30 protein-coding genes are annotated in these 25,386 nt (G+C 66.5%); 14 read left to right on the plus strand and 16 right to left on the minus strand.

The features are described 5' to 3' along the window. Nucleotides 1-211: 211 nt before the first annotated feature. On the plus strand, nt 212-1,672 hold the full coding sequence (locus BWQ92_RS14845; RefSeq protein ID WP_076800680.1) for a protein adenylyltransferase SelO: 1,461 nt from the start codon (nt 212-214) through the stop codon (nt 1,670-1,672). A gap of 30 nt (nt 1,673-1,702) precedes the next feature. Here the strand turns inward: BWQ92_RS14845 and BWQ92_RS23585 are convergent, their stop codons facing one another. Both BWQ92_RS23585 and BWQ92_RS23590 read right to left on the minus strand, forming a co-directional pair. Beyond that, nucleotides 1,703-1,858, minus strand: coding sequence for a hypothetical protein (locus tag BWQ92_RS23585; RefSeq protein WP_157365165.1), 156 nt, complete (start codon nt 1,856-1,858; stop codon nt 1,703-1,705). 205 nt (nt 1,859-2,063) lie between these two features. After that, nucleotides 2,064-2,777 (minus strand): GAF and ANTAR domain-containing protein, encoded by a 714-nt coding sequence (locus tag BWQ92_RS23590; protein ID WP_076800682.1) that lies wholly within the window; start codon nt 2,775-2,777, stop codon nt 2,064-2,066. A 348-nt stretch (nt 2,778-3,125) separates the two neighbouring features. Between BWQ92_RS23590 and BWQ92_RS14860 the strand changes: the two genes are divergently transcribed. Further along, the gene (locus BWQ92_RS14860; protein WP_076800686.1) at nt 3,126-3,701 is read left to right on the plus strand and encodes an ArsR/SmtB family transcription factor; all 576 of its coding nucleotides are present in this window, start codon (nt 3,126-3,128) and stop codon (nt 3,699-3,701) included. A 381-nt stretch (nt 3,702-4,082) separates the two neighbouring features. On the opposite strand, the gene BWQ92_RS14865 is transcribed toward BWQ92_RS14860, so the two are convergent. The 4 genes from BWQ92_RS14865 to BWQ92_RS14880 all read right to left on the minus strand — a co-directional run bounded on the left by BWQ92_RS14865 (nt 4,083) and on the right by BWQ92_RS14880 (nt 6,056). Further along, the gene (locus BWQ92_RS14865; protein WP_076800688.1) at nt 4,083-4,460 is read right to left on the minus strand and encodes a VOC family protein; all 378 of its coding nucleotides are present in this window, start codon (nt 4,458-4,460) and stop codon (nt 4,083-4,085) included. Between the two features lie 304 nt (nt 4,461-4,764). Then, on the minus strand, nt 4,765-5,166 hold the full coding sequence (locus BWQ92_RS14870; RefSeq protein ID WP_076800692.1) for a response regulator transcription factor: 402 nt from the start codon (nt 5,164-5,166) through the stop codon (nt 4,765-4,767). Between the two features lie 201 nt (nt 5,167-5,367). Further along, the gene (locus BWQ92_RS14875; RefSeq protein ID WP_076800694.1) at nt 5,368-5,796 is read right to left on the minus strand and encodes a hypothetical protein; all 429 of its coding nucleotides are present in this window, start codon (nt 5,794-5,796) and stop codon (nt 5,368-5,370) included. Between the two features lie 2 nt (nt 5,797-5,798). Beyond that, entirely contained in the window at nt 5,799-6,056 is a 258-nt protein-coding gene (locus BWQ92_RS14880) for a hypothetical protein (protein ID WP_076800696.1), read from the minus strand. Between the two features lie 404 nt (nt 6,057-6,460). Between BWQ92_RS14880 and BWQ92_RS14885 the strand changes: the two genes are divergently transcribed. The 3 genes from BWQ92_RS14885 to BWQ92_RS14895 all read left to right on the plus strand — a co-directional run bounded on the left by BWQ92_RS14885 (nt 6,461) and on the right by BWQ92_RS14895 (nt 7,691). Next, complete coding sequence (locus BWQ92_RS14885) at nt 6,461-6,706, plus strand: hypothetical protein (protein ID WP_076800698.1); 246 nt, start codon at nt 6,461-6,463, stop codon at nt 6,704-6,706. A 129-nt stretch (nt 6,707-6,835) separates the two neighbouring features. Further along, complete coding sequence (locus BWQ92_RS14890; RefSeq protein WP_076800700.1) at nt 6,836-7,204, plus strand: VOC family protein; 369 nt, start codon at nt 6,836-6,838, stop codon at nt 7,202-7,204. 79 nt (nt 7,205-7,283) lie between these two features. After that, nucleotides 7,284-7,691: a VOC family protein gene (locus BWQ92_RS14895; protein ID WP_076800702.1), complete on the plus strand. Its 408-nt coding sequence runs from the start codon at nt 7,284-7,286 to the stop codon at nt 7,689-7,691. A gap of 101 nt (nt 7,692-7,792) precedes the next feature. Here the strand turns inward: BWQ92_RS14895 and BWQ92_RS14900 are convergent, their stop codons facing one another. Further along, nucleotides 7,793-9,259, minus strand: coding sequence for a sugar porter family MFS transporter (locus BWQ92_RS14900; protein WP_076800704.1), 1,467 nt, complete (start codon nt 9,257-9,259; stop codon nt 7,793-7,795). Nucleotides 9,260-9,397: 138 nt separating this feature from the next. Here BWQ92_RS14900 and BWQ92_RS14905 point away from each other — a divergent pair, with 138 nt between their 5' ends. Next, nucleotides 9,398-10,405, plus strand: coding sequence for a LacI family DNA-binding transcriptional regulator (locus BWQ92_RS14905; RefSeq protein ID WP_076800706.1), 1,008 nt, complete (start codon nt 9,398-9,400; stop codon nt 10,403-10,405). Between the two features lie 14 nt (nt 10,406-10,419). Here BWQ92_RS14905 and BWQ92_RS14910 read toward each other — a convergent pair whose 3' ends face one another. Beyond that, the gene (locus BWQ92_RS14910) at nt 10,420-11,064 is read right to left on the minus strand and encodes a GDSL-type esterase/lipase family protein (RefSeq protein ID WP_076800709.1); all 645 of its coding nucleotides are present in this window, start codon (nt 11,062-11,064) and stop codon (nt 10,420-10,422) included. Nucleotides 11,065-11,178: 114 nt separating this feature from the next. Here BWQ92_RS14910 and BWQ92_RS14915 point away from each other — a divergent pair, with 114 nt between their 5' ends. Together BWQ92_RS14915 and trxB are read left to right on the plus strand one after the other, a co-directional pair. After that, a complete protein-coding gene (locus tag BWQ92_RS14915; RefSeq protein ID WP_076800711.1) occupies nt 11,179-11,613 on the plus strand; it encodes an arsenate reductase ArsC in 435 nt (144 codons plus the stop codon). A gap of 38 nt (nt 11,614-11,651) precedes the next feature. Further along, entirely contained in the window at nt 11,652-12,686 is a 1,035-nt protein-coding gene (gene trxB, locus BWQ92_RS14920; protein ID WP_442856728.1) for a thioredoxin-disulfide reductase, read from the plus strand. Between the two features lie 454 nt (nt 12,687-13,140). Here the strand turns inward: trxB and BWQ92_RS14925 are convergent, their stop codons facing one another. Beyond that, nucleotides 13,141-14,181, minus strand: a complete 1,041-nt coding sequence (locus BWQ92_RS14925; protein ID WP_076800713.1) for an NAD(P)-dependent alcohol dehydrogenase — start codon at nt 14,179-14,181, stop codon at nt 13,141-13,143. 292 nt (nt 14,182-14,473) lie between these two features. Between BWQ92_RS14925 and BWQ92_RS14930 the strand changes: the two genes are divergently transcribed. Next, complete coding sequence (locus tag BWQ92_RS14930; protein WP_076800715.1) at nt 14,474-15,205, plus strand: SDR family NAD(P)-dependent oxidoreductase; 732 nt, start codon at nt 14,474-14,476, stop codon at nt 15,203-15,205. Between the two features lie 179 nt (nt 15,206-15,384). Here BWQ92_RS14930 and BWQ92_RS14935 read toward each other — a convergent pair whose 3' ends face one another. Continuing rightward, complete coding sequence (locus BWQ92_RS14935) at nt 15,385-15,603, minus strand: three-helix bundle dimerization domain-containing protein (protein ID WP_076800717.1); 219 nt, start codon at nt 15,601-15,603, stop codon at nt 15,385-15,387. A 194-nt stretch (nt 15,604-15,797) separates the two neighbouring features. On the opposite strand from BWQ92_RS14935, the gene BWQ92_RS14940 reads away from it, so the two are divergent. Together BWQ92_RS14940 and BWQ92_RS14945 are read left to right on the plus strand one after the other, a co-directional pair. Further along, complete coding sequence (locus BWQ92_RS14940; RefSeq protein WP_076800719.1) at nt 15,798-16,214, plus strand: CBS domain-containing protein; 417 nt, start codon at nt 15,798-15,800, stop codon at nt 16,212-16,214. 281 nt (nt 16,215-16,495) lie between these two features. Next, on the plus strand, nt 16,496-17,305 hold the full coding sequence (locus BWQ92_RS14945) for an SGNH/GDSL hydrolase family protein (protein WP_087874738.1): 810 nt from the start codon (nt 16,496-16,498) through the stop codon (nt 17,303-17,305). A gap of 136 nt (nt 17,306-17,441) precedes the next feature. On the opposite strand, the gene BWQ92_RS14950 is transcribed toward BWQ92_RS14945, so the two are convergent. Continuing rightward, on the minus strand, nt 17,442-18,356 hold the full coding sequence (locus BWQ92_RS14950) for a trypsin-like serine protease (protein ID WP_172804290.1): 915 nt from the start codon (nt 18,354-18,356) through the stop codon (nt 17,442-17,444). 249 nt (nt 18,357-18,605) lie between these two features. Between BWQ92_RS14950 and BWQ92_RS14955 the strand changes: the two genes are divergently transcribed. Beyond that, a complete protein-coding gene (locus BWQ92_RS14955) occupies nt 18,606-19,133 on the plus strand; it encodes an alternate-type signal peptide domain-containing protein (RefSeq protein WP_076800723.1) in 528 nt (175 codons plus the stop codon). Between the two features lie 196 nt (nt 19,134-19,329). Here the strand turns inward: BWQ92_RS14955 and BWQ92_RS14960 are convergent, their stop codons facing one another. After that, on the minus strand, nt 19,330-19,938 hold the full coding sequence (locus tag BWQ92_RS14960; protein ID WP_076800725.1) for a helix-turn-helix domain-containing protein: 609 nt from the start codon (nt 19,936-19,938) through the stop codon (nt 19,330-19,332). A 98-nt stretch (nt 19,939-20,036) separates the two neighbouring features. Here BWQ92_RS14960 and BWQ92_RS24590 point away from each other — a divergent pair, with 98 nt between their 5' ends. Both BWQ92_RS24590 and BWQ92_RS14970 read left to right on the plus strand, forming a co-directional pair. Then, nucleotides 20,037-21,674 carry a bifunctional NAD(P)/FAD-dependent oxidoreductase/class I SAM-dependent methyltransferase gene (locus BWQ92_RS24590; protein ID WP_076800727.1) on the plus strand — a complete coding sequence of 546 codons (1,638 nt, stop codon included), beginning with the start codon at nt 20,037-20,039 and terminating at the stop codon, nt 21,672-21,674. Between the two features lie 70 nt (nt 21,675-21,744). Further along, entirely contained in the window at nt 21,745-22,482 is a 738-nt protein-coding gene (locus BWQ92_RS14970; RefSeq protein WP_076803744.1) for a GAF and ANTAR domain-containing protein, read from the plus strand. 22 nt (nt 22,483-22,504) lie between these two features. On the opposite strand, the gene BWQ92_RS14975 is transcribed toward BWQ92_RS14970, so the two are convergent. The 4 genes from BWQ92_RS14975 to BWQ92_RS14990 form a co-directional block, all read right to left on the minus strand. Then, entirely contained in the window at nt 22,505-22,915 is a 411-nt protein-coding gene (locus BWQ92_RS14975; protein ID WP_076800729.1) for a four-helix bundle copper-binding protein, read from the minus strand. A 129-nt stretch (nt 22,916-23,044) separates the two neighbouring features. Beyond that, complete coding sequence (locus BWQ92_RS14980; RefSeq protein ID WP_083706322.1) at nt 23,045-23,935, minus strand: F510_1955 family glycosylhydrolase; 891 nt, start codon at nt 23,933-23,935, stop codon at nt 23,045-23,047. A 111-nt stretch (nt 23,936-24,046) separates the two neighbouring features. Next, nucleotides 24,047-24,736, minus strand: coding sequence for a DUF305 domain-containing protein (locus BWQ92_RS14985; protein ID WP_076800731.1), 690 nt, complete (start codon nt 24,734-24,736; stop codon nt 24,047-24,049). A gap of 136 nt (nt 24,737-24,872) precedes the next feature. Then, nucleotides 24,873-25,340, minus strand: a complete 468-nt coding sequence (locus BWQ92_RS14990) for a hypothetical protein (protein WP_076800733.1) — start codon at nt 25,338-25,340, stop codon at nt 24,873-24,875. Between the last annotated feature and the right edge of the window lie 46 nt (nt 25,341-25,386).

Raw genomic sequence — 25,386 nt, forward strand, 5'->3', positions numbered from 1 at the left:
CTAGTGCGTGCACTTCGTGCCTGCACTAGGTATGGAAGCGTTGGCCAGGCGGCGACGGGATGTGATGGAGCGTTGGCCAGCCAGGAGGCGACGGGATGTGATGGAGCGTTGGCGAAAAGGCGGCAGGATCTGATGGGGCGTTGGGGGAAAGGCGGCAGGATCTGATGGGGCGTTGGGGCGTTGGGGCGGGCAGCGAACGTATGCTTGAAAGATGAGCGCTTCAGCCGCATCAACCGTTACCTTTGAAAGCCGCTTCGCCACTGAGCTTGCCGAAATGGGCATTCCCTGGAAGGCCGAGGAGGTCCCCAGCCCCCGGCTGCTGGTCCTGAATGAGCCGCTGGCCGCGGAACTGGGTTTTGATCCGGCTTTCCTCAGCAGCCCCGAAGGGCTTCCGCTGCTGATCGGCAATGCAGTGCCCGACGGCGCCACTCCCGTTGCGCAGGCATACTCCGGCCACCAGTTTGGCTGGTTTGCGCCGAGGCTGGGTGATGGCCGTGCGCTCCTGCTCGGTGAGATTGCCGGCGTCGACGGCCGCCTCCGTGACATCCACCTGAAGGGTTCCGGCCGCACACCGTTCGCCCGGGGTGGCGACGGCTTGGCCGTCGTCGGGCCGATGCTGCGCGAATACATCGTCAGCGAAGCGATGCACGCGCTGGGCATTCCCACGACCCGGTCGCTCGCCGTCGTGGCCACTGACCGTCCTGTCCAGCGGGAAACCGTGCTGCCGGGAGCGGTCCTGACGCGCATCGCGGGCAGCCATCTGCGGGTGGGAAGTTTCCAGTACGCCCGGGCGACCGGTGACGGCGCTCTCCTCCGCCGCCTTGCCGACCACGCGATTGCCCGCCACTATCCGGACGCCGCGGAGGCGGGCAACCCATATCTGGCACTGTTCGATGCGGTGATCGGGGCCCAGGCTTCGCTGGTGGCCCAGTGGATGCTGGTGGGCTTCATCCACGGCGTGATGAACACGGACAACATGGCCGTCTCGGGCGAGACCATCGACTACGGCCCCTGCGCCTTCATGGACGCCTTCGACCCCGCCACCGTCTACAGCTCCATCGACGAGACCGGCCGTTACGCCTATGCGAACCAGCCCCTCATCGCAGAGTGGAACCTTGCGCGCCTGGCGGAGGCGATGCTGCCGCTGTTCGACGACGACGAGGAGCGCGCCGTCGAGCGCGCCCAGGAGTCGCTGGGGGCATTCCGCCAGCAGTACAGTGCCGCCTGGTTCGCGGGCATGAAGGCGAAGCTCGGGTTGGACACTGTGGCCGATGACGATGCTTCGCCTCTGACTGACGAACTGCTCGGGCTTCTGCGGGAGGGGCGGGTCGACTACACGTCGTTCTTCCGGCAGCTTGGAAGCGCGGCCCGCGGCAAGGTCGGGCCCGCACGGAGCATGTTCTTAGAGCTAGAGGCATTCGATGCCTGGGCAGAACGCTGGCGGGCACTCAACCCGGATGCGGACGCCATGGACCGGATCAACCCTGCCTATGTTCCCCGCAACCACCTCGTTGAGGAAGCACTCGGCTCTGCGACCGAAGGTGACCTTGGGCCGCTCCAGCGGCTGCTCGAAGCGGTGACGGATCCCTATAACGAGCGTCCCGGCGTCGAACGCTATGCGGAGGGCGCGCCGGAAAGCTTTGGTCCCTACCGGACCTTCTGCGGTACCTGAGCCGCCTGGCGCCTGGCCAGGTGGAGCAACCTAGCTGACGCCGGGGTGCACCAGGGTGTCCGTCTCCAGTTCGCTCGCCGGTGCGTCGGCCAGTCCCGCGGGCGTGAGATCCAGGTCGTCCAGAGCGACCACGCCTGCGGTCGGGGCGGCGTTCAACCCGGCACCCGGGGCAATGTTGTTAGTCATGGTTCTCCTGAAGTAAGCGGGACGTGCATTGTGTGCTGTCTCGCTATTTTCCTTGGAACTGGCGCGCGCGCCAAAATTGCGCAGAGCCGGAAAATGCTGTAGCCAGCTGCCGCCTCACCCGCCCCTGGCCCCGGAAGTGAGGTTACTGACGACGGCGGCAGCCCCCTCATGCGCATGCAAGCGCCGTGTGTTTTATGACGGTCGGTTACACGTCGCCGCCGCCGATAATGTCCTCGGCGAGCTGGTGTAGCGGTTCGTTCCGGCGTCTGGAGGCACTGATGAGCGTGGCGAGTGCCTGGCCGCGGCTGACATGGAGCCGTTCCATGACGATTCCGCTGGCTGTGCCGATGGCATCGCGGGCGCCGAGGGCGCCGATGAGCCCGTCACTGAGGTGCTGTGCCGTGTCGCGGGCCTGGGTATTGGCAAGCATGAGGGCAGCAGGGCGGGCCAGCAGTTCAAGCAGGCGGACGGCCTTGGAATCGAAGCCGTTCGGAACGGACGAGTAGACCTTCAGCGCACCGATGGCGCCGTCCGGAGTGGATAGCGGAGTGCTGATCACCGAGCGCACAGGCAGGCTGGCGATGGCGCGGCTCCAAGCGGGCCACCGGTGGTCGGTCCGGGTGTCCTCCACGGTCACGGTTGTCTGCTGGGCCCAGGCGGTCAGGCATGGCCCCTGCCGGAGGTCGTACTGGAGCTGGTCTGCCTGCAGGATGTCGGGGTCGGTTGAGGCCGTGCTGGTGCGCCGGCCTCGTGTATCCATCAGGCTGACTCCCGCCCCCAACGTTCCCGGGATGGCCTCTTTCAGGGCCTGGGCCAGCGCCGAAATGGCTTCGTCGACAGTTTCGTGGGTCAGCAGGAGGTCGGCGATCCTGGCGGTGAGAGCTGCCAGTTCATCGGCGAGGGGCAGGTTGGCTTGCATCAGGACCTGGCCAACATGTGGCGGGCTGGCCCGCAGGGGCCCGGCCGGCTGCGGGGGCGGGTTCCGGTCCTTCCAGGAGTGGCTGGTGAGACAGGCATGGGTGTTCGTTCCTTTCCTGGGCCAGCAGGGTGCCGCGCCGTCCCGGGTGGCAGACTGCCGTATGTTGAAAACGATTAAGGCAATTATTTCAGCGCAGTGCGTCCGCCGGGAGGGGTATTGGCCCTTGCATGACAACGAATTCAGCGTGGTAATGCCGCAGTGGAAATGCCAATTCCATTGCGCTGGCGAGGGTTTTGTGGGGAGATAATCGGTAAAGAACATGTGTGTTTCTGTCAGATTGGGGCAGCTGTGACGGAACGTGCAGGACTCGGGGAACGGGTCGCGGCTGGTGACGCGGAACTGTTCAAGGCGCTGGCGCACCCTGCCAGGGTCCATGTGCTTGCGGTGCTCGCGTCCGGCCCTGCCAGCGTGGCGGAATTGTGTTCAGCCACAGGACTGAAGCCATCGCATCTTGCCGGTCATCTCGCTCAGTTGCGTGCCCAGCACCTTGTGAGTGGACGCCGGACAGGCGGGCGCCTGCAATACTGGCTGTCCGTTCCCGAGATCGCGGATCTGCTGCTTGTTGCCGAGTCCGTGCTGCGCGCCCGGGCCGCCGCGGACGCGGGCGGCCTGGCCCGCATCAGAGAGTCGCAGGCAGTGTCGGGTGGCTTGGAGGCGGCCGTCCTGACCGACCAGTCCGCGGCTGTACTGGAGGAATCGCTGGGAAGGCGCGCGCTGGTAACTGACGCTGTCCGGACCGTCAGTGCAAGAACCGGCCGCACCACCGAGCAGGTCCTGGCCGGATTCCTGACTGAGGCGCGGGAGCGCAGCCTCACGCTGGCCGAGGTGTCCGGCGAGGCGGTTGCGGACTCCGGCGCCCGCTGAGCCTGTCGTAGCCCGAAGTTGAGCCTGCCGACACCCGAAGTTGAGCCTGTCCAAACCGGCTTGGAGGCCCCACCCGGGCGCATGTCCGACAGGTCTCGATTTGGGCACTAAGGGTTTGGGCTATTGACGGCAAAGGCGGCCCTCGGCGAGACTCGTAATTGAGGAATTGATGAATTTATGGTTTTTTCAATCCTCTTCTTTGGGGGCCCTCTGCTCCGGCGGGGCAGAGGGATCAAGCGTCGCGGGGCAGGTGAGACCTTTCACTGCCCGGGGGCCGCGAAATAGGCGGAAAGGGGCCGGAACAGCGTGGTTCCGACTCCTTTCCGGTTCCGCCCCCGGCATGGCGCCGCACCAAACTGCGCGAACACGGAGCTGCCGGAACTACGGCATTTCGAAGAGGCTCAGAATGTTGCCTTCGCTGTCCAGGAACCAAGCCGCCTTGCCGGCATCCGAGCTGGCGATGCCGTTCTCGGTCTTCAAGCCGGGGAGATCGTAGTCCTCGAAGACGACGCCGCGGCTCCGCAGTTCCTGCACGTCACGCTCGACGTTGTCCGTGACCCACCCCATCTGGGTGTTCTTCGCAGTGCCCGCGTTGTCTGTTCGGTACAGCAGGAACCTGGTTCCGTTGCCGCACTGGTACATCACGTCGTCGTCCCCGGGTGCCAGGGGTTCCAGTCCCAGCTTGTCCCGGTAAAACTCCTTCGCCCTGGCAATGTCCTTCGCCGGAAGGACAGCTGCGACTGGTGTGTCTTTGAGCATGACAGTTCACTCCTCGTTGAGTTGATGGCGTTGGTCCCCGGTCAGTTCCGGGAACGGGTCGGCTCCGGGAGCGGACTGGCCGTCCTTGCCCGGGCCGCGTGGCCGCCCGTTTCGCCGACAGCCGGGGCGGCCGCCTGGGACCCTGCGGCGCCCTGCCAGCTCACCGGCGCGAGTGTCCCCGAAGTTTTATGGGGACATTATGGAGCCGATGTCCCGCCTGCGCATACAGGGCGCGGAAACAGAAAGGAACGACGCCGGCCGGCTGGCTGGCGCTGTTGCCGGAACCCCGTGCTGCGGTGCGCCGTCAGGCCCGTGGTTCGAGGCCGTGGGCCGTCAGCGGACCGACGGGGCACAGCTCGTTGACCGCCTCTGTGAGCTGCCGCGGGCGGAAAGGCTTGATCAGGTAGGCGGCGGCTCCCGACGCCATGCCGGCCCATTCGTCGTCGAGCTCCGCCCGGGCCGTGATGAACAGCATCGGTGCCTCGGAGCGGGCGCGGATGTGCTGCGCCACCGCCAGTCCGTCCATGTCCGGCAGGTTCAGGTCCAGCGTCACCAGGACGGGATGGTGTTCCCACGCAGCGGCCACCCCGTCAGCGCCGTTGCCCACCGCGTGAACGTCAAATCCGATCCGCGCCAGGATCAGAGTGACCAGATCTTGAATGTCCTGGTCATCCTCGATGACCAGGCAAAGCCCCCGTGTACCCAACGTGCCCCCCGGCCTGTAGTAGGTGTGCCCAGTGTAAGGCGGGAACCTCAAGACGGGAGGGGCCGGGGCGCGAAAAAGCCCCGCACCATTGTGAAGGCGGTGCGGGGCTTCCCGGGGACGACCATCCGCATGGGGGAATAGGATGGGGCCCCGCACAAAGTTACCCGGGCGTAAGTTTGTACTTCAAATGTACGATTCCCGTCATTCGGGCAGTTCCATCTGGAAGCCGCACACGCATCTGAGGACACGGGTGGCCAGGTAAACATCAAGATTGTCCTCCGCTGCGCCTTCCGTGGACAGCGGTGCGGACAGCCGGCGGAGCTCCGATCCTGCCTTGGCCATCGGTTGTCCGCAGTGCATGTAATGCCCGCCGAAGATCAGGACGTCCCCTGATTGTTTCCGGCGCCCCAAAACCGCGGACAGGTCGGCGACCTGGGCAGGATGTTCACTGAAGAGCCGGCAGCGGCTGCAGGTGTAGGCAACCATGACGACGTCGGGCGGACAGTCCCGGATGTCCGTCACCGATCTGACGGTGAGGTGGTAATCGGTGCCGCAGCGGCTGCACATCACGGGCCGGACCCGTGCTTCGCCGGCGCCGTCGGAACGGAAGTCGGGGGAACTGAGCGACATGGTCAGCCGGCGTAAGGATGGCTGGCAAGAATGTAGTCGGCCGCGGCGCGCCCTTTCATCCGCCGCTTGGTGCCGCGGAGGTTGATGCGGCAGCGGCGCATGCCGGCCCGGAAGGACGAGTCGGTTTTGGGCGTCAGCCCCTGGAGCAGGCACCAGCTCGTATACAGCCCGTAAAGGCAGTCCGGCCCCAGCGGGCTGTCAGTTTCGTGAGCGGGGGAGGTGGCGTCGTGAAGGAACTGCTGGAAATGCGAGGTGGCCATGGCAGGCTCTTTCCTCTGGGGTGCGGAATGGCCACCGTGAGGCTACAGCGGCGTTACCTCCGGGCGGTGCACAACACCTGAAGGGGTCGCTGCAGGAAGATCGCAGAGGCCTGTATTGAATTTACCCGCCAGTAGCTCGCTTGTACAGCATACGCGGCTGGCAGCCGGGGGAGCAGCATCGTTTGGGGCCGGCGGCGGACTGGGTTAGGCAGCCAGGTCCCGGAGGGTGGACCAAGGGCCACCGCCGCCGGCCCTGGATAAAGTATCGGCGTTCATCCTTGGAAGAACTTTGGGGTTCCTTGGGCCCCACGGGGGAACGGGGGGTCCGCAGGGTGTGAACTGAGGCGGCGTGTTGCCCGGGCCACGTTCACAGCCTGTTCACCTGCAGCTGGTTCCATAGATGGATGGATGCGAACACTGGCAACGATCACGACGCCGACCTGCCGGCAGCGTGGGGGACACTGGCCCCGGGGCCGGAGATGGAGACCCGGAACCCGGGCAGCCCTGTCCGCTCCGGCGCCGCCGGCAGCGTGCCGTTTGGCGGCTCCGTTGTTTTCACCTGGATTGACGGGCAGTCTTCCCGCAGGCTGCACTTTGCCGGAGACCCCCTGGTTGTCCTGCCGGAACTCGACCACACGGACGCGTTTTAGCAACTTTGGTGTTGAACAAGTGTTGTGTCGGACAAGTGTTGTGCCGCCCACACCCAGCCCTTCGGCCGTGCCGCGAGTACCATCGGAAAAAGTACGTGGCCCGGAACGTTCCGGAGACTGGAGCAGCTCATGCAACTCGGCGCTTTCTCACTCAGCCTGGCAGTCAAGGACATCGCGGCATCGGCGGCGTTTTACGAGAAGCTGGGATTCACCAAATCCGGGGGCGACGCCGACCAGCACTGGCTGATCCTCCGGAACGGGCAGACGGTGATCGGGCTCTTCCAGGGAATGTTTGAGAAGAACTCCCTGACCTTCAACCCCGGATGGAACCAGGACGCGCAGCAGCTGGAGTCGTTCACCGATGTGCGCGATCTCCAGCGCCAGCTGAAGGAACTGGGTGTTCCCTTCATCGCTGAAACCGGGGACGGTACGGGGCCTGCCAGCTTCATCCTTGTGGACCCCGACGGCAACCCCGTCATCGTGGACCAGCACGTCTGATCCGGGCTTTCACCCGACGGGGTTTCCATCTGATGAGGCTTCCGTATAGAGGCGACTCCCAACTTAAGGAGAAAGGGAAATGTCCAGCAACCCCGAGGATCTGGCAAACGTCAAAGACCTGGTCAGTGTCCGGTACATGGTGGACGACGTCGATGCCGCCGTCGGCTTCTACACGAAGCACCTCGGCTTCACCGTAAGAATGAACGCCGCACCGGCCTTTGCCGACGTCGCGCGCGGGCAGTTGCGGCTCTTGTTGAGCGGGCCCACCAGTTCGGCGGGCAGGCCAATGCCCGACGGCGCGGTCCCGGCACCGGGCGGATGGAACCGCATCCATCTCATCGTGACTGACATCGCCGCCGAGGTGGACAGGCTGCGCGCCGCGGGAGTGCCGTTCCGGAACGACATCGTCAAGGGGCCGGGCGGCCAGCAGATCCTGCTGGAGGATCCGGCCGGCAACGTCGTCGAACTCTTCCAGCCGGCCGGCTAAGTCATTGGGAACGCCGAAGCCCCGTCCGCCGGCTTCGGGTGAATCCGGCGGACGGGGCGGGGCAACACGGGGCGGGCAACAGGGGGCTGGTGCGACAGTGGCTAGTGCGCCGCGGGCGCAGGGGTCTTGTGCACCAGGTAGATGGCGCCGGTGGTGACGTCCTCCTCGAGGGCTTCGAGCGTCCGGCCGCGGGTTTCCGGCACCTGGGTGTAGATGAAGATGAGGGCCAGGATGCCCACCACACCGAACATGAAGAACGTTCCGGTGATGCCGACCGCCGCCACCAGGGACGGGAAGAACAGGCCCAGGAAGGCGTTGGCGATCCAGAGGCAGAAGATGGAGACGCCGATCGCGAAGCCGCGGATGTGCAGCGGGAAGATCTCCGAGAGCATCACCCAGACGGCGATGTTCAGGAAGGTCTGCATGGAGCCGACGAAGGCCACCACCAGGAAGAGGATCACGAAAGGCCGCGCTGAATTGCCGACGGGCAGCGCGATGGAGGCGATGCCGATGAGGAAGTGGCAGATGGTGGTCAGCGTGAAGCCGACGAGCAGGGTGGTGCGGCGGTTGACCCGCTGCATCATGCTTAGGGCGATGACACCGCCGACGACGGCGATGACGCCCGGGGCGATATTGGCAATGAGGGCGGCACCGGAGTCGAAGCCGGCCTCAACCAGCACCGACTGGCCGTAGTACATGATCGAGTTGATGCCGGTCAGCTGCTGCGCCACGCCCAGGCCGATGCCGACGAGCAGGATGCGCAGGATCCACTTGTTCTTCAGCGCGCCCCAGCCGGAGAGGTTCATTTCCTTTTCCTCGTCAGCGAGGTGCTTGACGTCGGCCATTTCCGCCTCGGCGCGGTCGGCTGAGCGGATGGTCTTCAGTACGGCCAGTGCGTCCTGGTTGCGGCCCCGGGAGATCAGCCAGCGCGGGGATTCGGGCATCCGGAGCATGCCGACGAACAGGGCGACCGCCGGTACCGCGGCCACGGCTAGCATGATGCGCCAGACGCCGCCGAACTCGCCCCAGACGTTGCCGATGATGGCGTTGATGACAAATGCCGCGAGCTGGCCGATGACGATCATCAGTTCGTTGCGGCCGGCCAGCGAGCCGCGGATTTCGTAAGGGGCCAGTTCGGCGAGGTACACGGGGACCACGGAGGAGGCGCCGCCCACGGCGAGGCCGAGGATGACGCGGCCGATGACCATCACTTCGAAGTTGGGCGCGAAGACGCAGGCGAGGGCTCCGACGAGGAACAGGACAGCCAGCAGGATGATGGTTTTCCGGCGGCCCCAGGTGTCGGAGAGCCGGCCGCCGCCCACCGCGCCCGCGGCGGCGCCGAACAGCAGGGAGCTGGTGACGATGCCCTCGGTGATGGGGGTCAGGCCAAGATCGGCCGTCATGGGCCGGAGCGCGCCGTTAATGACTCCGGTGTCGTAGCCGAACAGCAGGCCGCCGAAGGTTGCGATCGTGGCGACCATGCCGAGGCGCTTGCGGTGCGGGCCGTTGGTCAGCGGGGGAAGTGAGGGACTGGATGCGCCGTCGCGCTGGGCTTGGGTTGCAGACATCAGGACTTCCTTGTCTCAGTTTTGCGGGTCGTGTGCCCGTCGTCACAGACCAGACTAACGCGCGAAAGGCTTAAATGTAAGGTCAAACTTACAAATGATTTTAATTTCCGGTGTTTCCCGCCGTGGGAGGATGACGGTATGACTCTTGAGCGGCAGCACCGTCCGGCCACCCAGGCTGATGTTGCGCGCGAAGTCGGCGTCTCCCGCACCCTCGTGTCCTTCGCCTTCCGCGGCGCCGCGGGGGTCAGCGACGAGACGAAACAGGCCATTTTCGATGCCGCGAAACGTCTGGGATACCGGCACAACGCGGCAGCCGCCGCCCTGGCAAGCAAGTCCCGGACCGCCGTCGGACTTTATCTCCTGGACCTGCGGAACGAGGTCTTCTCGGACGTCCTCAACGGTGTGCGGCTGGCGTTGCCGCAGGCGCGCAACCGGCTCATCTTGAGTGTCGCCCGCTCGATCGGCGGCGAGGACCAGGGCGCGGTCGACTCGCTGATCGAGGCGCGGGTGGGGATCATCATCGCGGCGACGCTGCTCGAGACTGACGAAAGGGTACGGGAACTGGCGCAGACGGTTCCGGTGGTCAGTGTCACCCGCCGGGTGGAGGGGGTGGACAGCGTGTACCCCGACGACCGCGCAGGGGCGCGGGCCGCCGTCGAGCACCTGCTGGGCCTCGGGCATACGCGGATTGCCCATCTGGCCGGACCGCCCTTTGACGGCCACACCGTCCGCCAGGAGACCTACGAGCAAGTGATGCGGGACGCCGGCCTGAGCCCGCGGACCGTCGTGGCTGGCGATTTCACCCAGGAGGCCGGGGAACGTGCGGCGGCGGAGCTGCTTGGCGGACCCGGCCGCCCGACGGCCGTCTTTACCCACAACGACCAGTTCGCCCTGGGTGTCCGCGAAGCTGCGTACGGGATGGGGCTGACGGTTCCCGGCGACCTCTCGCTCGTGGGCTACGACGATTCGCGGACTGCCCGGCTGCACGGGATCGACCTGACGTCCGTGGACATGCACGCGGTGGAGCTGGGAAAAATTGCCGGCGGCGTCGCGCTGGAGCGGCTGAGCAATCCCGGCGCCCCCATTGCGGACAGGTGCGTCACGCCCCGGCTGGTGGTCCGCGGCTCCACAGCCCCGCCCCGGTGAATCTGCTGGGGGTGTCAGCCGCCGATGACCGTTGACCGCGGCGCCCGGCGGTTCGGGTCCAGCAGCGCGCCGATCGCCTTGGCAATCTTGGCCCCGCCCTGCACGGAGGGTTCAATCGGGTTGGCGTAGTCGCCGTCGTGGGTGCAGATGATCCGGAGGTCGATCAGGCTGAGGCCCCGGGTAAACGCCGCCCTGGTCACGCGGTCATTGAACACCGTGAGGGCGGTCCTGATCAGCCGGTAAAGGGGGCCGGCGGAGGGCGTGTCATAGATGGTGCACACCGTTCCCGGCAGGCCGGATGCCGCAAGCGCGCCTGCCATCAGTTCGTAGTCGGCGCCGAACCGCTCCTGAGCATCGGCGAACAGCTCCAGGGCCTCGGCCACCGAGCGTGCGGGCGCTTCGAGCAGGTGGGCGAAGCCGAGCGCATCGTTGCCGCCGGCGCTGACCACCAGGTGGGTGGCGTCGTCGGGAAGGGCGAGCAGCTGCCGGTGGACTCCGGCGATCACGTCCCCGTCAAGGGCCAGCAGCGTTGCCTTCCAGCCGGACGGGAGTTCACCGCGCAGCTGCTCAACGACGTCGGGGCCGCCGTCGACGTACGCCTTGTTGTCAAAGATTGAGTCTCCGAGCAGAACCACATGGCCACCCGCACCGCTGTTCATGCCGCATCGTCCCACAAAATTCACTGCATTCCCATGCGCCCTTTCCCCTCGGGCTCTTGATTGAACTGGCCGCTCTTGTTGCACTTGAGTACGCACCAACTTCAGGAGACAGCCATGACCGAGGATCCAGCGAAGAAGCCCACAGTCCTGTTCGTCTGCGTGCACAATGCCGGCCGGTCGCAGATGGCCGCCGGTTTCCTCACCAGCTTGTCCCGCGGGGCAATTGAGGTGCGTTCTGCCGGCTCGGAGCCCGCGTTCGAGGTGAACCCGTCGGCCGTCGATGCCATGGCCGAGGTCGGCGTCGATATTTCCGCGGAGGTGCCGAAGGTCCTCACCACTGGAGCCCTCAAGGAGGCCGACGTCGTGATCACCATGGGCTGCGGCGACGAGTGTCCGGTGTTCCCCGGCAAGCGCTACGAGGACTGGGAGCTCGCAGACCCCGCAGGTAAGGGCATTGAATCCGTCCGCCCCATCCGCGACGAGATCCGGACCCGCGTGGAGGCGCTGGTCACCGAGCTGCTGCCCGGCCGCCACGCCGATGCCCAGTAGCAGTTTGCCTGAATGAGTCCGAAGAGAAGGAGCCAGCCGTGACCAAGACCGCCAAGCCCGAGGATGCCGCCGCAGGGGACGCCAGTAGAGCGAAGGTCAGCGCCGAGCAGCTGATCATCATCGGCTCCGGGCCCGCCGGCTACACGGCCGCGATCTATGCCGCCCGGGCTGGCCTCAGGCCGCTGGTCCTGGCCGGTGCGGTCACGGCCGGCGGCGCGCTGATGACCACCACCGAGGTGGAGAACTTCCCCGGTTTCCCGGAGGGCGTCCAGGGGCCGGAGCTGATGGACGGCCTGCAGCAGCAGGCGGAGAAGTTCGGCGCGCAGGTGGTGTTCGACGACGCCACTTCCGTTCAGCTCAAAGGCCACCTCAAGCGTGTGGTCACCGGGGGCGGCGAGATGTACGAGGCGCCCGCCGTCATTCTGGCCACCGGTTCGGCGTACAAGGAATTGGGGCTGGCCGAGGAGAAGCAGTTCAGCGGCCACGGGGTCTCGTGGTGCGCCACCTGCGACGGGTTCTTCTTCCGCGACCACGACATCATCGTGGTGGGCGGCGGCGATTCCGCGATGGAGGAGGCCACCTTCCTGACCCGCTTCGGAAAGTCCGTGACCGTCGTCGTCCGCAAGGGCGAGCTGCGCGCCTCGCGGATCATGGCGCAGCGGGCCAAGGACAATCCGAAGATCACGTTCGCGTGGAATTCGGCCGTCACGGCGATCCACGGCAACGGCAAGGTCAGCGGCGTCACCCTGACCGACACCCGGACGGGCGAAACCCGGCAGCAGCCCGCGACGGGGCTGTTCGTGGCGATCGGGCATGTGCCCCGGACAGAGCTGGTGGCGGGCCAGGTGGAGCTCGATGCCGAGGGCTACATCAAGGTGGAGTCGCCCACCACGTGCACCAACCTGAGCGGCGTGTTCGCGTGCGGCGACGCCGTGGACCACCGCTACCGCCAGGCAATCACCGCCGCCGGCACCGGCTGCGCCGCCGCCCTGGACGCGGAACGCTACCTCGCCGCGTTGGAGGACGCCGACAGCATCGCCACAGCGCTGGTCGAGGAGCCCACGCACGCCTGAGCTTCCCGAATTAACCCAACTGACTCGCAGTAGTTGTCGTTTTGAAGGCTGAAAACGGCAACAACTGCGAGTCAGTTGGGAATTTAAGGGACGGCGGCGGCTGGGGGGGTCGCCCTGGTCTCAGACAGGCGACACCGCCGCCGGCCCAGCCCCGGTGGTCGATTTAATTATCGTCCTCCGCCAGCCGTAAGAAAAGTGGGAGTGAGCGCTTGTATACCCCCAAAACGGGTGGTCTGGGGCGCGTGCGGCGTTGGGATCCGGTTTTCTCCAAGTCCGTTCCGCCAGTATGGGAAAGCCCCGGCGGGATCGCGTCTATCCCGTGCCGGGACAGTGCGGCCGGATCCGTCAGCATTCCCCCCAGGCCCTGCGGATCCGGCTGCTGATAAAGGCAATTTCCGTACGACGGCGGGCCGGCCCCCTTAGGTGACCGGCCCGCCGTCGGGCGCTTATTGCCTTAGAGCGTGGCGGTGTCGATCACGAAGCGGTAGCGCACGTCCGAGGCGAGGACGCGTTCGTAGGCTTCATTGATCTTGTCCGCCGGGATGACCTCGATCTCTGCGCCGAGGCCGTGCTCGGCGCAGAAGTTGAGCATCTCCTGGGTTTCGCGGATGCCGCCGATCATGGAACCGGCGAAGGCGCGGCGTCCGCCGATGAGTGCGAACGCGTTGACCGGGAGCGGCTCGGCGGGGGCGCCGACGTTGACCAGCGTGCCGTCGAGGGACAGCAGCTGCAGGTAGGAGCTGATGTCGATCGAGGCGCTGACCGTGTTGATGATCAGGTCGAAGCTGCCGGCGAGGGCTTCGAACGTGCCGGGGTCGCTGGTGGCGTAGTAGTGGTCCGCGCCGAGGCGGAGGCCGTCCTCCTGCTTCTTGAGCGACTGGGACAGCACGGTCACCTCGGCGCCCATGGCGTGGGCGAGCTTGACGGCCATGTGGCCGAGTCCGCCGAGGCCGACGACGGCGACCTTCTTGCCCGGGCCGGCGCCCCAGTGGCGCAGCGGGGAGTACGTGGTGATGCCCGCGCATAGCAGGGGAGCGGCGACGTCGAGTTCGATGCCGTCCGGGATGGTGACGACGAAGTCCTCGACCACCACCACGTGCGTGGAGTAGCCGCCCTGCGTGATGGTGCCGTCGCGGTCAACGGCGCCGTAGGTGCCGACGTTGCCCTTGAGGCAGTACTGCTCCTCGCCGGCCAGGCAGTTGGCGCACTCCTTGCAGGAGTTGACCATGCAGCCGACGCCGACCCGGTCGCCGACCTTGTGGCGGGTCACCTCGGAACCCACCTCGGTGACGATGCCGGCGATCTCGTGGCCGGGGGCAAGCGGGTACTGCTGCGGGCCCCAGTCGCCGCGGACGGTGTGGATGTCGGAGTGGCAGATGCCGGCGTACTTGATTTCGATGAGGACGTCGCGCGGGCCGACGTCGCGGCGTTCAATGGTGGTGGGGATGAGATCCTCGGTAGCGGACGGCGCGGCGTAAGCGTTGACGGTAGGCATGGTTCTCCTGTGTATCGGTGCGGGTGGAACGGGCCGCAGGTGAAAACTTCACCCACTCGCGGTGGCGAGAGGCAGGCCCTGCCGTAAGGGGTAACTACAGGACCCCCGAATCTCTTCCCGCCCTGCCGCGGGAATTTCCGGCCGGCTCATGGCCGGGACCCGTTCACATCTTCACCGTAGGGCCTCTCTTAACAGCCGAGGGAGTCCCTGCCAATACCACCCAAACGAGGGATGCCGGCTTTACTGTTGATCAGGCAGTCTGATACGCGGCAAGCGCGGAACGGAGCACAGATTGGCGAGAATTTTCATCACCGGTTCTGCCGGCGGGCTCGGGCTGAACGCCGCCTCGGCACTGATTCGGCAGGGCCATGACGTGGTGCTGCATGCCAGGAATGAGTCCCGGCTCGCGGACGCCGGCGAGGTGCGGGAGCAGGCCGCGGGGACCGTCGTCGGGAATCTGGCCGACCCCAATGAGACGGTGCAGGTGGCAGAACAGGCCGCCAGATACGGCCCGTTCGATGCCGTCATCCATAACGCGGGCGTGTACAGCGGCCACGAGATCTTTACGGTGAACACTGTGGCGCCGTACGTCCTGACTGCGCTCATGTCCCGGCCGCGCCGCCTCATCTACATCAGCAGCGGCATGCACCGGTACGGCACGCCGGACCTCCGCGGAATCGACTGGACGAATGCTGCGACGAGGCCTGCGGCCTACTCCGACAGCAAGCTGTATGTCACGGCGCTTGCAGCGGCGTTGGCCGACCGCTGGCCGGAAACTGAAGTCAATGCAGTGGATCCGGGCTGGGTGCCCACCCGCATGGGCGGACCTGCCGCACCTGATGACCTGGAGCTGGGGCATGTCACGCAGGTGTGGCTCGCCACGCGCTCGGGTGGGGACCACGGGTCCGGAGGATATTGGTTCCATCACCAGCGCCGGGAGCCCCATCCCGCCGTAAAAGACGCAGCGTTCCAGGCGCAACTGCTCGGGGCGTTGGAGAGCCACACGGGCATCGCGCTGCGGTAGTGAAGGCACCGGGTCCGGGGAGGGCCCGCCGTTCCCGGTGCCATGCCGGGTTTCGCGCGGCATACGAGTGTCCGGCAAGAAAAATTCTTGCCGGACAACCTTGGGAAAACCTTTGGGGCGCGGCAGTGGAACGGCCTTAAGGGGCCACCGCGTGAGAACCGGGGGCCGGCGCGTAAATGTCAGGTGACCTCGGGTGCCAATTCGTTGCGGAGCCGGGCCTTCGCGCCCTTTTCCACCAGGGTGGGGATGAACGCTCTGATCCGGCCGGAGTCAAGGGCGTCATACTCTTCGGACACTATCCCCGCGATACGTCCACGGTCGGCATCCGGGAAGCGCCCGGCCAGCCGTTCAACGACCTGGTTGATGGTCGACTGTTTCTCTTCATCAGTGCCGTTCATCGCCTTAGTGTCAGGCACGGGAACGGAACCGTCAATGGACAGCCCGGGAGCCCGCCAACCTTTCACGTCTGGACAGCAACGGTCAGCATACTTAGCGTTAACGCGTGACCGTTGATGCGTCTGGTGCGCAATCGAAGGCACCGGCACCACCGGCGCGGCCCAAGAGCCTATCCACTCAATGAGGAGAGAGCGCCATGACCACAGCACGCGAAATCATGACCGGCGGCGTTGAATGCATCGGTGCAAACGAAACGCTGGAAGCAGCCGCGCGGAAGATGAAGGAACTGGACGTAGGTGCCCTGCCAATCTGCGGGGAGGACAACAAGCTGAAAGGCATGCTCACCGACCGCGACATCGTCATCAAGTGCTTCGCGGAAGGCGGCGACCCCCGCACGGCCAAGGCCGGCGATTTCGGCCAAGGCAAGCCGGTGACCATCGGTGCCGACGATTCCATCGAGGAAGCGATCAGGACCATGGAAGAACACCAGGTCCGCCGGCTGCCGGTTATCGACGGCCACGACCTGATCGGCATCCTCACCCAGGCGGACATCGCCCGGAACTACCCGGAGGACCGCGTCGGCGAACTTGTGGAGCTCATCTCCTTCTACTGAGAGCCCAGGGAGCGCGAACGGACACTTGTGGCCCCATTTCCGCACGGAAACGGGGCCACAACTGTACGTTCGCGCCGGGGGCGGGCCGGGAAAAAATTCACAAGTCGAGGCACTTTTGAGGAATTTCGCGGAGGCTTCGAACGTTCCTTGGATAACGCCGCAGGCGTACAGCGCCGGGGCGCAAGGGAGAGGACGAGGCGATGAAAAACATCGGCCACTTTGGACCCCGAAACTCCGCTGCGGACGCAACGGCTTCACACCCTTGGAGCCGCTATGTGGCAATGGGAGATTCGTTTACCGAGGGTGTCGGCGACCCCGAGGAACGCTGCGCCGGAGGGCTCCGGGGCTGGGCGGACCGCGTGGCAGAGGAGCTCAGCGCAGAGCGGAAAGACTTTGCCTACGCCAACCTGGCCATTCGCGGCCTGCTTCTGGGACAGATTCTTGATCAGCAGACGGAGCCAGCGCTGGAGCTGAAGCCGGACCTGATCACGCTGTCGGCCGGCGGGAACGACATGGTGTTCCACCGGACCGATCCGGACAAGCTGGCCGCCAAACTCGAGGCCGGCGTGGAACGGCTCAGTGCAACCGGCGCCACGATCATGCTGTTCGCCGGCCCGGACTGGCGGCACACGCCGTTCCTGGGACGGAGCCGTTCCAGGGTGGCAATCTTCAACGAGAACATCCGGATCGTGGCCGCCGCGCACGACTGCCTGCTGGTGGACCTCTGGACCCTGCGGCAACTCAGGGATCCGCGGATGTGGGACCCGGACCGGCTGCACTTCTCGCCGCTGGGCCACCACACCATCGCCATGCAGGTGCTGGACACCCTCCAGGTGCAGCACTCGCTGCAGCCGCTGGTGCCGAAGGCCCTGCCCAACAGCAACTGGCGCGACGCCCGGGCGGGGGATCTGGCGTGGGCACGGAACTACTTCCTGCCGTGGGCATGGCAGCGGATTGCCCTGCAGCGCCTCGCCCTCCCGGGCGTCGAGCACCCGGCGCCTGCGCCCCTGCTGCCGAAGCGCCCGGTCTTTGCGCCGGTTTATGCGGTGCGCACCGTGGCGGCAAAGGTGGCCTCGGAGTTCCTGGCGTAAGGGCCGGAAGCCGGGCGCTGCTGTAAAGGTGAACGGTCGACGGCGGGCGGGCACCCGCCGTCGAACGCGTCCGACGGCGGGTGGTGAAGTTTGTCCCCTGAACGGGGCGGGTCCGCGCGGTTCTGCCCGGGAAGGGTCAGCCGGCGGCGGGGGCGAAGGCGATCTGGGCGAACTCGCTTCCGGTGGTGGCCGCGATCCAGTCGATCACGTCCTGCCGGTCCGTGCGGTAGGAGAAGTTCGTTCCGTTGCAGTACCGGTTGTGGGTGAACGACGTGATGCCGGTGATGGTGTTGGACTCGGCGGTGCCGTAGAACAGCGGGCCGCCGGAGTCAGCGGTGCAGGTGCCGCCGAGGCCGTTGCCGTTGCCGTTGGTCTGGATGTTGTAGCCGTCGGTGCTGGCACTGGTCAGGTTGGTCAGCCGGGACTGCGCCATGAGCCGTTCCCGGAAGGAGGTCTCGCCGCCCGGACCGGCCGCGGAAATGCCGTAGCCGCTGGAAGTGAAGGTTGTGTCCTGCTGCCCGCGCTTGGTGGCCAGCGCGTCCAGGGTCCCCGGTGCGGCGAGCCGGGCGTACTCGTCGAGCACGATCGGCTGGTCCAGGATCACCAGGCCGGCGTCCTTGGTTTCGGGGACCGCGGCCATGCTGGTGTAGCCGTAGTTGTACATTTCCGAGGAGGTGGCGCACTGGGTTCCCAGCGTTCCCTCCGCGCAGCTGCCCGGATAGCCGGTGTCCGGATCAGTCCCGGTTTCCGGGCTCCAGTCCACGCCGGCATCCTGCTGGAAGTACACCCGGGCCGAGGACGCACCGGCGGTGCAGTGCCCGGCTGTGAGGAGCACCGTGGGCGTGAGCAGGGAGCCTGAGCACCGGTGGTGGAACCCGCCGCCGGGGCCGTAGAACACAATGAGGCCAACGAACGGATGCTCGTTGTCCTTGACGTAGTCACCGGTGACCGCACCGGCCGGACCCGCTGTTGTCACGGCCAGCATTGCGGCAACGGCCAGCGCACCGCTTCCGGCGCGCAGTTTCTTCAAACAGCGCAGTTTCTTCGGCACGCGAAGATTCTTCAAAAAGCGCATACAAGCCCCAGCTTCCTGTTGCACGGGTGTCCGCAGCGCGCATCGGTGCACGCGGCAGGTGCCAAATTGGAGTCACCACCCGAACGGGGCGGTGACTCAAGATACCACTCATCAGCAGGCTGTTTTTCTTGACTGATTCTTGACCTTTTGCGGCATAGATACCTGAGTTTGCCCCTGCAATGTTCTTCCCAGAACATCTGCTCACAAGATTTGAAGGGTCTCATCATGAAGAACAGCGCACTGATCAAGGGAACCGCCGCCATTACCGTTGGTGCGGCGCTTCTGCTGGGCGGCGGCGGAACCCTGGCCTCCTGGAACGCCTCCGATACCGGCGCCCCGGGCACCATCGTCGCCGGTGACCTGAACGTCGCCGCAGCCGCCGGCGTCTGGAAGGACCGGGCCAACAACACGATCAACATCAACACCTACAAGGTTGTCCCCGGCGACAAGCTCACCTACACCCAGAACCTGACCGTCACCCTGACCGGTGACAAGATGGCAGCCACCATCACCGCCGCCGGCACCGGCGCGGAGAACGGCTTCACTCCCGCGAATGTTGTTGTCACCGCCCCTGCCCTGACCATCGGCAGCACTCCCGTGAGTAACCCGCTGAAGACCTCCGCGACGGTCACCGCCACCATCACGTTCGAGTTCCTGTCCTCCACCACGGGCCGCTCCGACGTCGGCAAGTCCTACAACTTCGGCAGCGTCGGCTTCAACCTGAACCAGGTCACCCAGACGGGCCTGTCCTAGCTTTACCTGGCACCTTCCGGGCGCCGTACAGGGCGGCCGGAAGCGGACGACGGCGGCCGGTCACCTTCCCCCAGGGTGGCCGGCCGTCGTCGTACGCCGCCCAACGTTTAGGAGTTTTTGTTCAGATAATGGGGGATAAACGCCCCCGAAGTCGTGACAGCTGGACAAAAACTCCAAGCACCACAGAGGTTTCCAGTCAGTCGTCAGCGGCACTCGCCTTCGGGTCGCGCGGGGCGGCCCGGAGGTGGGCCCGCTCGCCCTGCCGGCCGAACAGGCTGAGGAACTCCACCGGGCCGTCGCTGGTGGCACCGAACCAGTGCGGGGTCCGTGTGTCGAATTCCGCGGCTTCGCCCGCCTTGAGCAGCAGGTCGTGCTCGGCGAGGACCAGCCGGAGCGTTCCGTTGAGGACGTACACCCAGTCATACCCCTCGTGCGTCCGAAGCTCGGGTTCAGCGTTGTCGTCGCCGGCGGGCTTGACGATTTTGTAGGCCTGGATGCCACCGGGGCGGCGGGTCAGGGGGAGAATCACCGAGCCGTCGCCGGACGGGATGGGGCGCAGGTTGATCCGCGGGTTCCCGGTGGGCGGAGCGTCCACAAGCTCGTCGATGGTCAGGCCGTGGGCGCGCGCCAGGGGGAGCAACTGTTCCAGGGTCGGCCGCCGCAGCCCGGACTCGAGCCTGGACAGGGTGCTGACCGAAATCCCCGTCTCGCTGGCAAGGTCGGTGAGCGAAAGGTCGCGGCGCTGGCGCAGGCGCTTCAGGCGCGGGCCGAGGGCATCGAGCGTCCGGTCGATGGAGTCGTCCATCAGGTGTTCTTTTCCGTTTGGCAAATATCTTTGCCGATCTTCGCCCTTCCTGGGAATCATTGTCAATAAGACGCAGGAGCGGACAACGTGGAGGACTGATGAACAGCCAAGTCAAAGAGATGCAGGACGTGATAGTCGTGGGCGGCGGTGCGGCGGGGCTGAGTGTGGCCATGATGCTCGCCCGGTCGCGGCGGAGCGTGGTGGTGGTGGACGCGGGGTCGCCGCGCAACGCCCCCGCCGACGGTGTCCACGGACTGCTGGGCCGTGACGGGATGAGCCCGCTCGAGCTGCTGTCCCGCGGCCGGGAGGAGGCCCGCTGCTACGGCGCCGGGATCGTGGACGGGGAGGTCACCGACGTTTCGCACGCACCGCACGGGTTCACGGTGACTCTGCGCAGCGGCGACGTGCTCCAGGGGCACCGGCTGCTGATCGCCACTGGCCTGGTCGACGAGCTGCCGGACATCCCCGGGGTGCGCGAGCGGTGGGGCCGGGACGTCCTGCACTGCCCGTACTGCCATGGCTGGGAGGTCCGGGACCGCCGGATCGGCGTGATCGCGTCCGGGCCCATGTCGGTCCACCAGGCACTCATGTTCCGGCAGCTCAGTGACCAGGTCACCTTCTTTGCCCAGGACCACGGGCTCGACGCCGGTGATCGGGCCAGGTTCGACGCCCTGGGAATCGCGGTCATCACCGGCCGCGTCGCCGCCGTCGAGGTTAACGACGACCAGATCACGGGCGTTCTCCTGGCTGACGGGACAGTTGTCGACGTCGAGGTGGTCGTAGTGGGGCCGCGGATGGTGGCGCGCTCCGAACTGTTCGCCGGCATCGGGATCCAGGCCACCGTGCACCCGGCCGGCGCGTTCATCGAGACCGACGAGTTCGGCGCCACCTCGGTGCCGGGTGTCTGGGCGGCCGGCAACTCCTCCGACCTGAGCGCCCAGGTGGGCGCCGCCGCTGCGGCCGGTGCCCGGGCTGCCCAGCACATCAATGCCCTTATGGTCACGGACGACGCCGACCGGGCCGTCGCAGGGCACGTCACCAAGGTTGGTTCCCCGGCACCCGACCATGACCACACGCCTACGCACTCGTTCGACAAGGACTACTGGGAGCAGCACTGGCAGGAGGGTCCAGGCTTCGAGGCCCGGAACGCGGTGAACCCCCATCTGCTCCGTGAGGTCGGTGGGCTCGCCGCAGGCTCCGCGCTCGATGCCGGATGCGGCACCGGCGCCGAGGCAGTCTGGCTGGCGTCCCGGGGCTGGCAGGTGACCGCGGCGGACATCTCTGCCGCAGCCCTGAACCGGGCCAGCGCCCATGCGTCCGCCACGGAAAGTCCGGAGGTCAGCGGACGCGTGCAGTGGACCGAAGCCGACCTGGAGACCTGGGATCCGGGCCGCACCTTCGACCTCGTGACCACGCACTATGCCCACCCCACGATGCCCCAGCTCGACTTCTACGACCGCATCGCCTCGTGGGTCGCGCCCGGCGGCACTCTGCTCATCGTCGGCCACCGCGACCAGTGGCAAGATCAGGGCCACGGGCACAGCCATGACGACGAACGCGGCCACCAGGACCATCCCCCGGCCAAGGCGACCGCCACCGCCGCAGCCATCACGGCCCGACTCGACCCCGCCGTCTGGGACGTGGTCACCGCCGACGAGGTGAACAGGACCCTGGGCAACGGCGGGCGCGAGGTGAATCTGCACGACGTTGTTGTCCGCGCCCGCCGATGCGCCTGAAGTTTTGGCACAGATAATGGGCTGAAGGACGGTCTTGTCCGAGTGTCCCGCTGCTCCTAACTTGGAGGTCATGAGTACTGCCGATCAGTCGGACGATTTCGAGCAGCTGCATGCCCTGATCACCAATACCGCGGACATCAGGGGCTTCCTCGACGGGATGACTGGTTTCGCTGCCGCCATGATGACGCGTTCCACAGGCCACCGGATTGAATGCGCCGTGACGCTGAACCGGCGCAAGCGCAGGGCGTCGATTGCGGGCAGCAGTAATGAGGCAGTCATGCTGGACGAGATCGAACAGCACCTGGGCCAGGGACCCTGCGAGGACGCGCTTCGGACGGGTGCCCCGGTGCTCGTCGCTGATGTCGCCACCGATCCGCGCTGGCCGCAGTACCGCGAGAGCCTCGAGGCGGCCGGGTGCCGGAGCGTTCTGGGCATCCCGCTCACACTGGGGCCGGACGCGTCCGCGGTCCTGAACTTTTTCGCCCCGGCCAGCGGCCTGTTCACGGAGGACGCCATTGCCGACGCCGAGGTCTTCGCCGTCGTGGCCGGGCAGGCACTGCATCTGGCGCTGCGGATCGCCGCCGCCGACCAGCTCGCCGAAAACCTCAGGGCAGCCATGGAAAGCCGGACCGCGATCGACCTGGCCTGCGGCATCATCATGGCCCAGAACCGCTGCTCCCACGACCAGGCCTTTGAGATCCTGCGGCGCGGCTCCAGCACACGGAACCAGAAGCTGCATGCCCTCGCCGAGGAGATTGTCGCGGGGGTTTCCGGCGCACCGGTGGCGGCGGCCCACTTCGAGGACTGAGGCGGGTCCTCAAGTAGGACGCCTAGCTGAGTGACTCCAGTAGCGCGGTGCAGGCGTCTTCACAGCGCCGGCTGGCTTCGGCGCAGATCCTGCAGTGTTCGTGCATGTGTGCGTGCTTTTCGCATTCGGCAGCGCAAACGGCGCAGGCGGTACGGCAGGCCTCGAGCATGGACCGGACGATCGCGGAGCTGTCGCCGGTCTGACGGGTGACTATGGCACCGGTCGCGGCGCAGATGCCGGCGCAGTCCAGGTCGGTGCGGATGCACCGGGTCAGGTCAGCCACCGTTTCCTCGGCCAGGCAGGAATCGGCGCAGGCGGTACAGGCCTGGGCGCACTGGAAGCAGGCGGCAATGCACGCTGCTAGCTTCTCCTTGTCCTCCGAACCGGTGCCTCCGGGGTGGGCATTGAGCATCGCGGTGATGTGGTGCGTCATGATCTGCTCCTGTCGGTGGTGGCCGTGCCTGCCATTGATGACGCCACCATAGACCCGCCAGGTTCCTGCTGTCTGCCCTTCCTCGGTTGGGCGGGATCTTCGGTTGGAACGGAAGGCTCAGGCGCGGCGTCAGTCCGCGTCCGCGGGCCGGAACGTGGCCCCACCGTCCGTGGAAACAACGATGCCGCTGTCCGTGGCGGCCCAGATCCAGGGCTTCCACTTCTGGCCCTTCACGACGGACATGGCCTGGACCCCGCCGTCAACGCGGCCTGTCCTGGTCCAGGTGGCTCCGCCGTCGGCCGAGACGTGGACGGTGCCGTCCGGTTCTACGCCGGCGGCCTCGCCGGGGCTCGCGAACCCGGCAAACTGGATCACCGGTGCGGCGCTGTTCAGCGTCCATGTGGCGCCGCCGTCGATTGAACGCTGAAGGCCGTCGCCGGTGGTGGCGAGGACGGTGTCACTGTCCGGATGCCCTGCCAGGACTGCGGGAGCGAACGCCGCCTTCACGCTCGTCCATGCCTTGCCGTCCGGGCTGACACGCAGGGTGCCGTCATAGGCGACGATCCCGGATTTGGTGCTGGTGAGGGCATGGAAGTCGGACTCTCCCTGGCGGGAGAGCAGCTCCCACGTTTTCCCGCCGTCCCGTGACCGGATGAGTCCCAGCGGATTGGGCAGGCTGGAACCCTCGCCGGGATGGCCGGAAGCGTAGAACACGCCCTGCTCTTTCCCGGGAGTGAAACCCATGAGGTCGTTGGTCCCGCCGATTTTGGCGGCGGGCCGCTTCGTGGCGTCGAACAGGCCGTCGTGGGTGGCCAGGAGCACCTGTCCGGTATCCGGGTCAACGGCCAGGCCGTGGATGTGCGCGCTGGGGAGGGCCGGGCCCTGGCTGTGCGTGGCGGCACCCGCCGGACTTGTGGCGGCCGGCTCCGGGGCGGCACAGGCCGAAACCGAAAGCGTGAAGAGGACGACGGCGGCCAGGGCGGGCACCCGACGGGCCCGGTCGGTGGGGGGAAAAGGCAAGGTGATGCTCCAAAAAGTGATGTGGACGGACCCGGCACCGGCGGCACTTGACCGCCGGTGCCGGCAGGGGCGAGGTATGGTGAGCCGGCATCCGGCCCGCCCGAAGGCCGGTCAGAGAGTGGCCAGCAGGTCCTTCATCTCCTGGATTTCCTTCTCCTGGGCGGTGATGATGGCCTTCGCCAGGGCAACGGCGTCGGGGTTCTGTCCGGTGCTTTCCTCGGTCTTGGCCATCATGATGGCGCCCTGGTGGTGGACGGTCATCTGGGTCAGGAACAGCTTCGCGGCTTCCGTGCCCTGTGCGGCGTCGAGTTTCTTCATGTCGTCGTCGCTCATCATCCCGGACCCCATGCCGGAGCCCATGCCCGAGCCCGAGCCAGAGCCGTGAGTGGACGAGCCCGAGCCGTGGGTGGACATGCCGTGTCCGCCGGGCGCTGCAGTGGGTTCGTTCCAGCTCTTGAGCCAGCCGGTCATCATTTCAATCTCCGGGGCCTGCGCGGCCTTGATCTTCTCCGCCAGGGCCGTGACGTTCGCCGGAATATCCTTCTTAGCGAGCATCATGTCGCTCATCTTCACGGCCTGGGCGTGGTGGGGGATCATCATCTGCGCGAACATCGTGTCCGCCGCGTTGTGTTCCGCGGCGACGGTTGCAGCGCCAGTCGGCGCAGTTGCGGATGTGGTGGCCGGCGTGGAGGTGTCCGTACCGGTGGTGGCGGTGCCGCTGCCGGATCCGCCGCCGCAGCCGGCCAGGGCGATCGCCGCCGCGAAGGCTGCCGTGGAAAGGGTCAGAAATTTCTTGTTCATTTAGATCAGGTCCTTCAAGCGTTCTATCGGCGCCGGGCGCCGGAGAGGGGTTGGCGCGCTTCAGTCAGCGCGTGAAGGCGCGGCACGTGCCGCGCTTGTGGTGCTTGCGCCGGGATGCTTCCCGGCGGGTCCTGTTTTACGTCCGGCTGATGGACAGGTCGCAAGGCGTGGGCGTGGCCGGCTTATGGGCGCTGCGTGCGCTCACCTGTCCGACTGGGCCGGCCCGGACAAGCGCTGCGGCAAACACGGCCGTTCCAGGCAGCGGCGCGGCCAATGAGCCTGTCTTGCCCGCCGGGATGCAGGAGACGGTCATCGCCTGTGCACCGCTGCAGTCCCCGTCCGGGCATCCGGCGGCAGCGGGAATTTCTTGACCCGCGTCAGCAGCACCTGCGGTGACAGCGGCGGCTTCGCCTGCCGCATGCGCGTGGTGCAGGTGGCCGGACTGCCCCAAGGATTCGGTGCCCGTCACCGCACTCACCGAGTGCATGCTGTGGTGGCCAGTCATCACGTGCATGCCGAAAATGCCGGCGATCAGGGCTAACACCAGGGAGAACATCCCGGCACGGTGCAGGAACACTGAGGCGAGGCTGCGGGCTGCAGTCACGACGGTTCCTCCTTCCGTGCCGGAAAAGTCCGGTAGCAGGTATGTC

The sequence above is a fragment of the Arthrobacter sp. QXT-31 genome, from assembly GCF_001969265.1.
Lineage (GTDB): Bacteria > Actinomycetota > Actinomycetes > Actinomycetales > Micrococcaceae > Arthrobacter.

Coding starts and splice junctions, on each gene's coding strand:
- BWQ92_RS14845 (WP_076800680.1), top strand. CDS start 212: ATGAGCGCTTCAGCCGCATCAACCGTTACCTTTGAAAGCCGCTTCGCC.
- BWQ92_RS23585 (WP_157365165.1), bottom strand. CDS start 1,858: ATGACTAACAACATTGCCCCGGGTGCCGGGTTGAACGCCGCCCCGACC.
- BWQ92_RS23590 (WP_076800682.1), bottom strand. CDS start 2,777: ATGCAAGCCAACCTGCCCCTCGCCGATGAACTGGCAGCTCTCACCGCC.
- BWQ92_RS14865 (WP_076800688.1), bottom strand. CDS start 4,460: ATGCTCAAAGACACACCAGTCGCAGCTGTCCTTCCGGCGAAGGACATT.
- BWQ92_RS14875 (WP_076800694.1), bottom strand. CDS start 5,796: ATGTCGCTCAGTTCCCCCGACTTCCGTTCCGACGGCGCCGGCGAAGCA.
- BWQ92_RS14880 (WP_076800696.1), bottom strand. CDS start 6,056: ATGGCCACCTCGCATTTCCAGCAGTTCCTTCACGACGCCACCTCCCCC.
- BWQ92_RS14885 (WP_076800698.1), top strand. CDS start 6,461: ATGGATGCGAACACTGGCAACGATCACGACGCCGACCTGCCGGCAGCG.
- BWQ92_RS14890 (WP_076800700.1), top strand. CDS start 6,836: ATGCAACTCGGCGCTTTCTCACTCAGCCTGGCAGTCAAGGACATCGCG.
- BWQ92_RS14895 (WP_076800702.1), top strand. CDS start 7,284: ATGTCCAGCAACCCCGAGGATCTGGCAAACGTCAAAGACCTGGTCAGT.
- BWQ92_RS14900 (WP_076800704.1), bottom strand. CDS start 9,259: ATGTCTGCAACCCAAGCCCAGCGCGACGGCGCATCCAGTCCCTCACTT.
- BWQ92_RS14905 (WP_076800706.1), top strand. CDS start 9,398: ATGACTCTTGAGCGGCAGCACCGTCCGGCCACCCAGGCTGATGTTGCG.
- BWQ92_RS14910 (WP_076800709.1), bottom strand. CDS start 11,064: ATGAACAGCGGTGCGGGTGGCCATGTGGTTCTGCTCGGAGACTCAATC.
- BWQ92_RS14915 (WP_076800711.1), top strand. CDS start 11,179: ATGACCGAGGATCCAGCGAAGAAGCCCACAGTCCTGTTCGTCTGCGTG.
- BWQ92_RS14925 (WP_076800713.1), bottom strand. CDS start 14,181: ATGCCTACCGTCAACGCTTACGCCGCGCCGTCCGCTACCGAGGATCTC.
- BWQ92_RS14935 (WP_076800717.1), bottom strand. CDS start 15,603: ATGAACGGCACTGATGAAGAGAAACAGTCGACCATCAACCAGGTCGTT.
- BWQ92_RS14940 (WP_076800719.1), top strand. CDS start 15,798: ATGACCACAGCACGCGAAATCATGACCGGCGGCGTTGAATGCATCGGT.
- BWQ92_RS14945 (WP_087874738.1), top strand. CDS start 16,496: ATGGGAGATTCGTTTACCGAGGGTGTCGGCGACCCCGAGGAACGCTGC.
- BWQ92_RS14955 (WP_076800723.1), top strand. CDS start 18,606: ATGAAGAACAGCGCACTGATCAAGGGAACCGCCGCCATTACCGTTGGT.
- BWQ92_RS14960 (WP_076800725.1), bottom strand. CDS start 19,938: ATGGACGACTCCATCGACCGGACGCTCGATGCCCTCGGCCCGCGCCTG.
- BWQ92_RS24590 (WP_076800727.1), top strand. CDS start 20,037: ATGAACAGCCAAGTCAAAGAGATGCAGGACGTGATAGTCGTGGGCGGC.
- BWQ92_RS14970 (WP_076803744.1), top strand. CDS start 21,745: ATGAGTACTGCCGATCAGTCGGACGATTTCGAGCAGCTGCATGCCCTG.
- BWQ92_RS14975 (WP_076800729.1), bottom strand. CDS start 22,915: ATGACGCACCACATCACCGCGATGCTCAATGCCCACCCCGGAGGCACC.
- BWQ92_RS14985 (WP_076800731.1), bottom strand. CDS start 24,736: ATGAACAAGAAATTTCTGACCCTTTCCACGGCAGCCTTCGCGGCGGCG.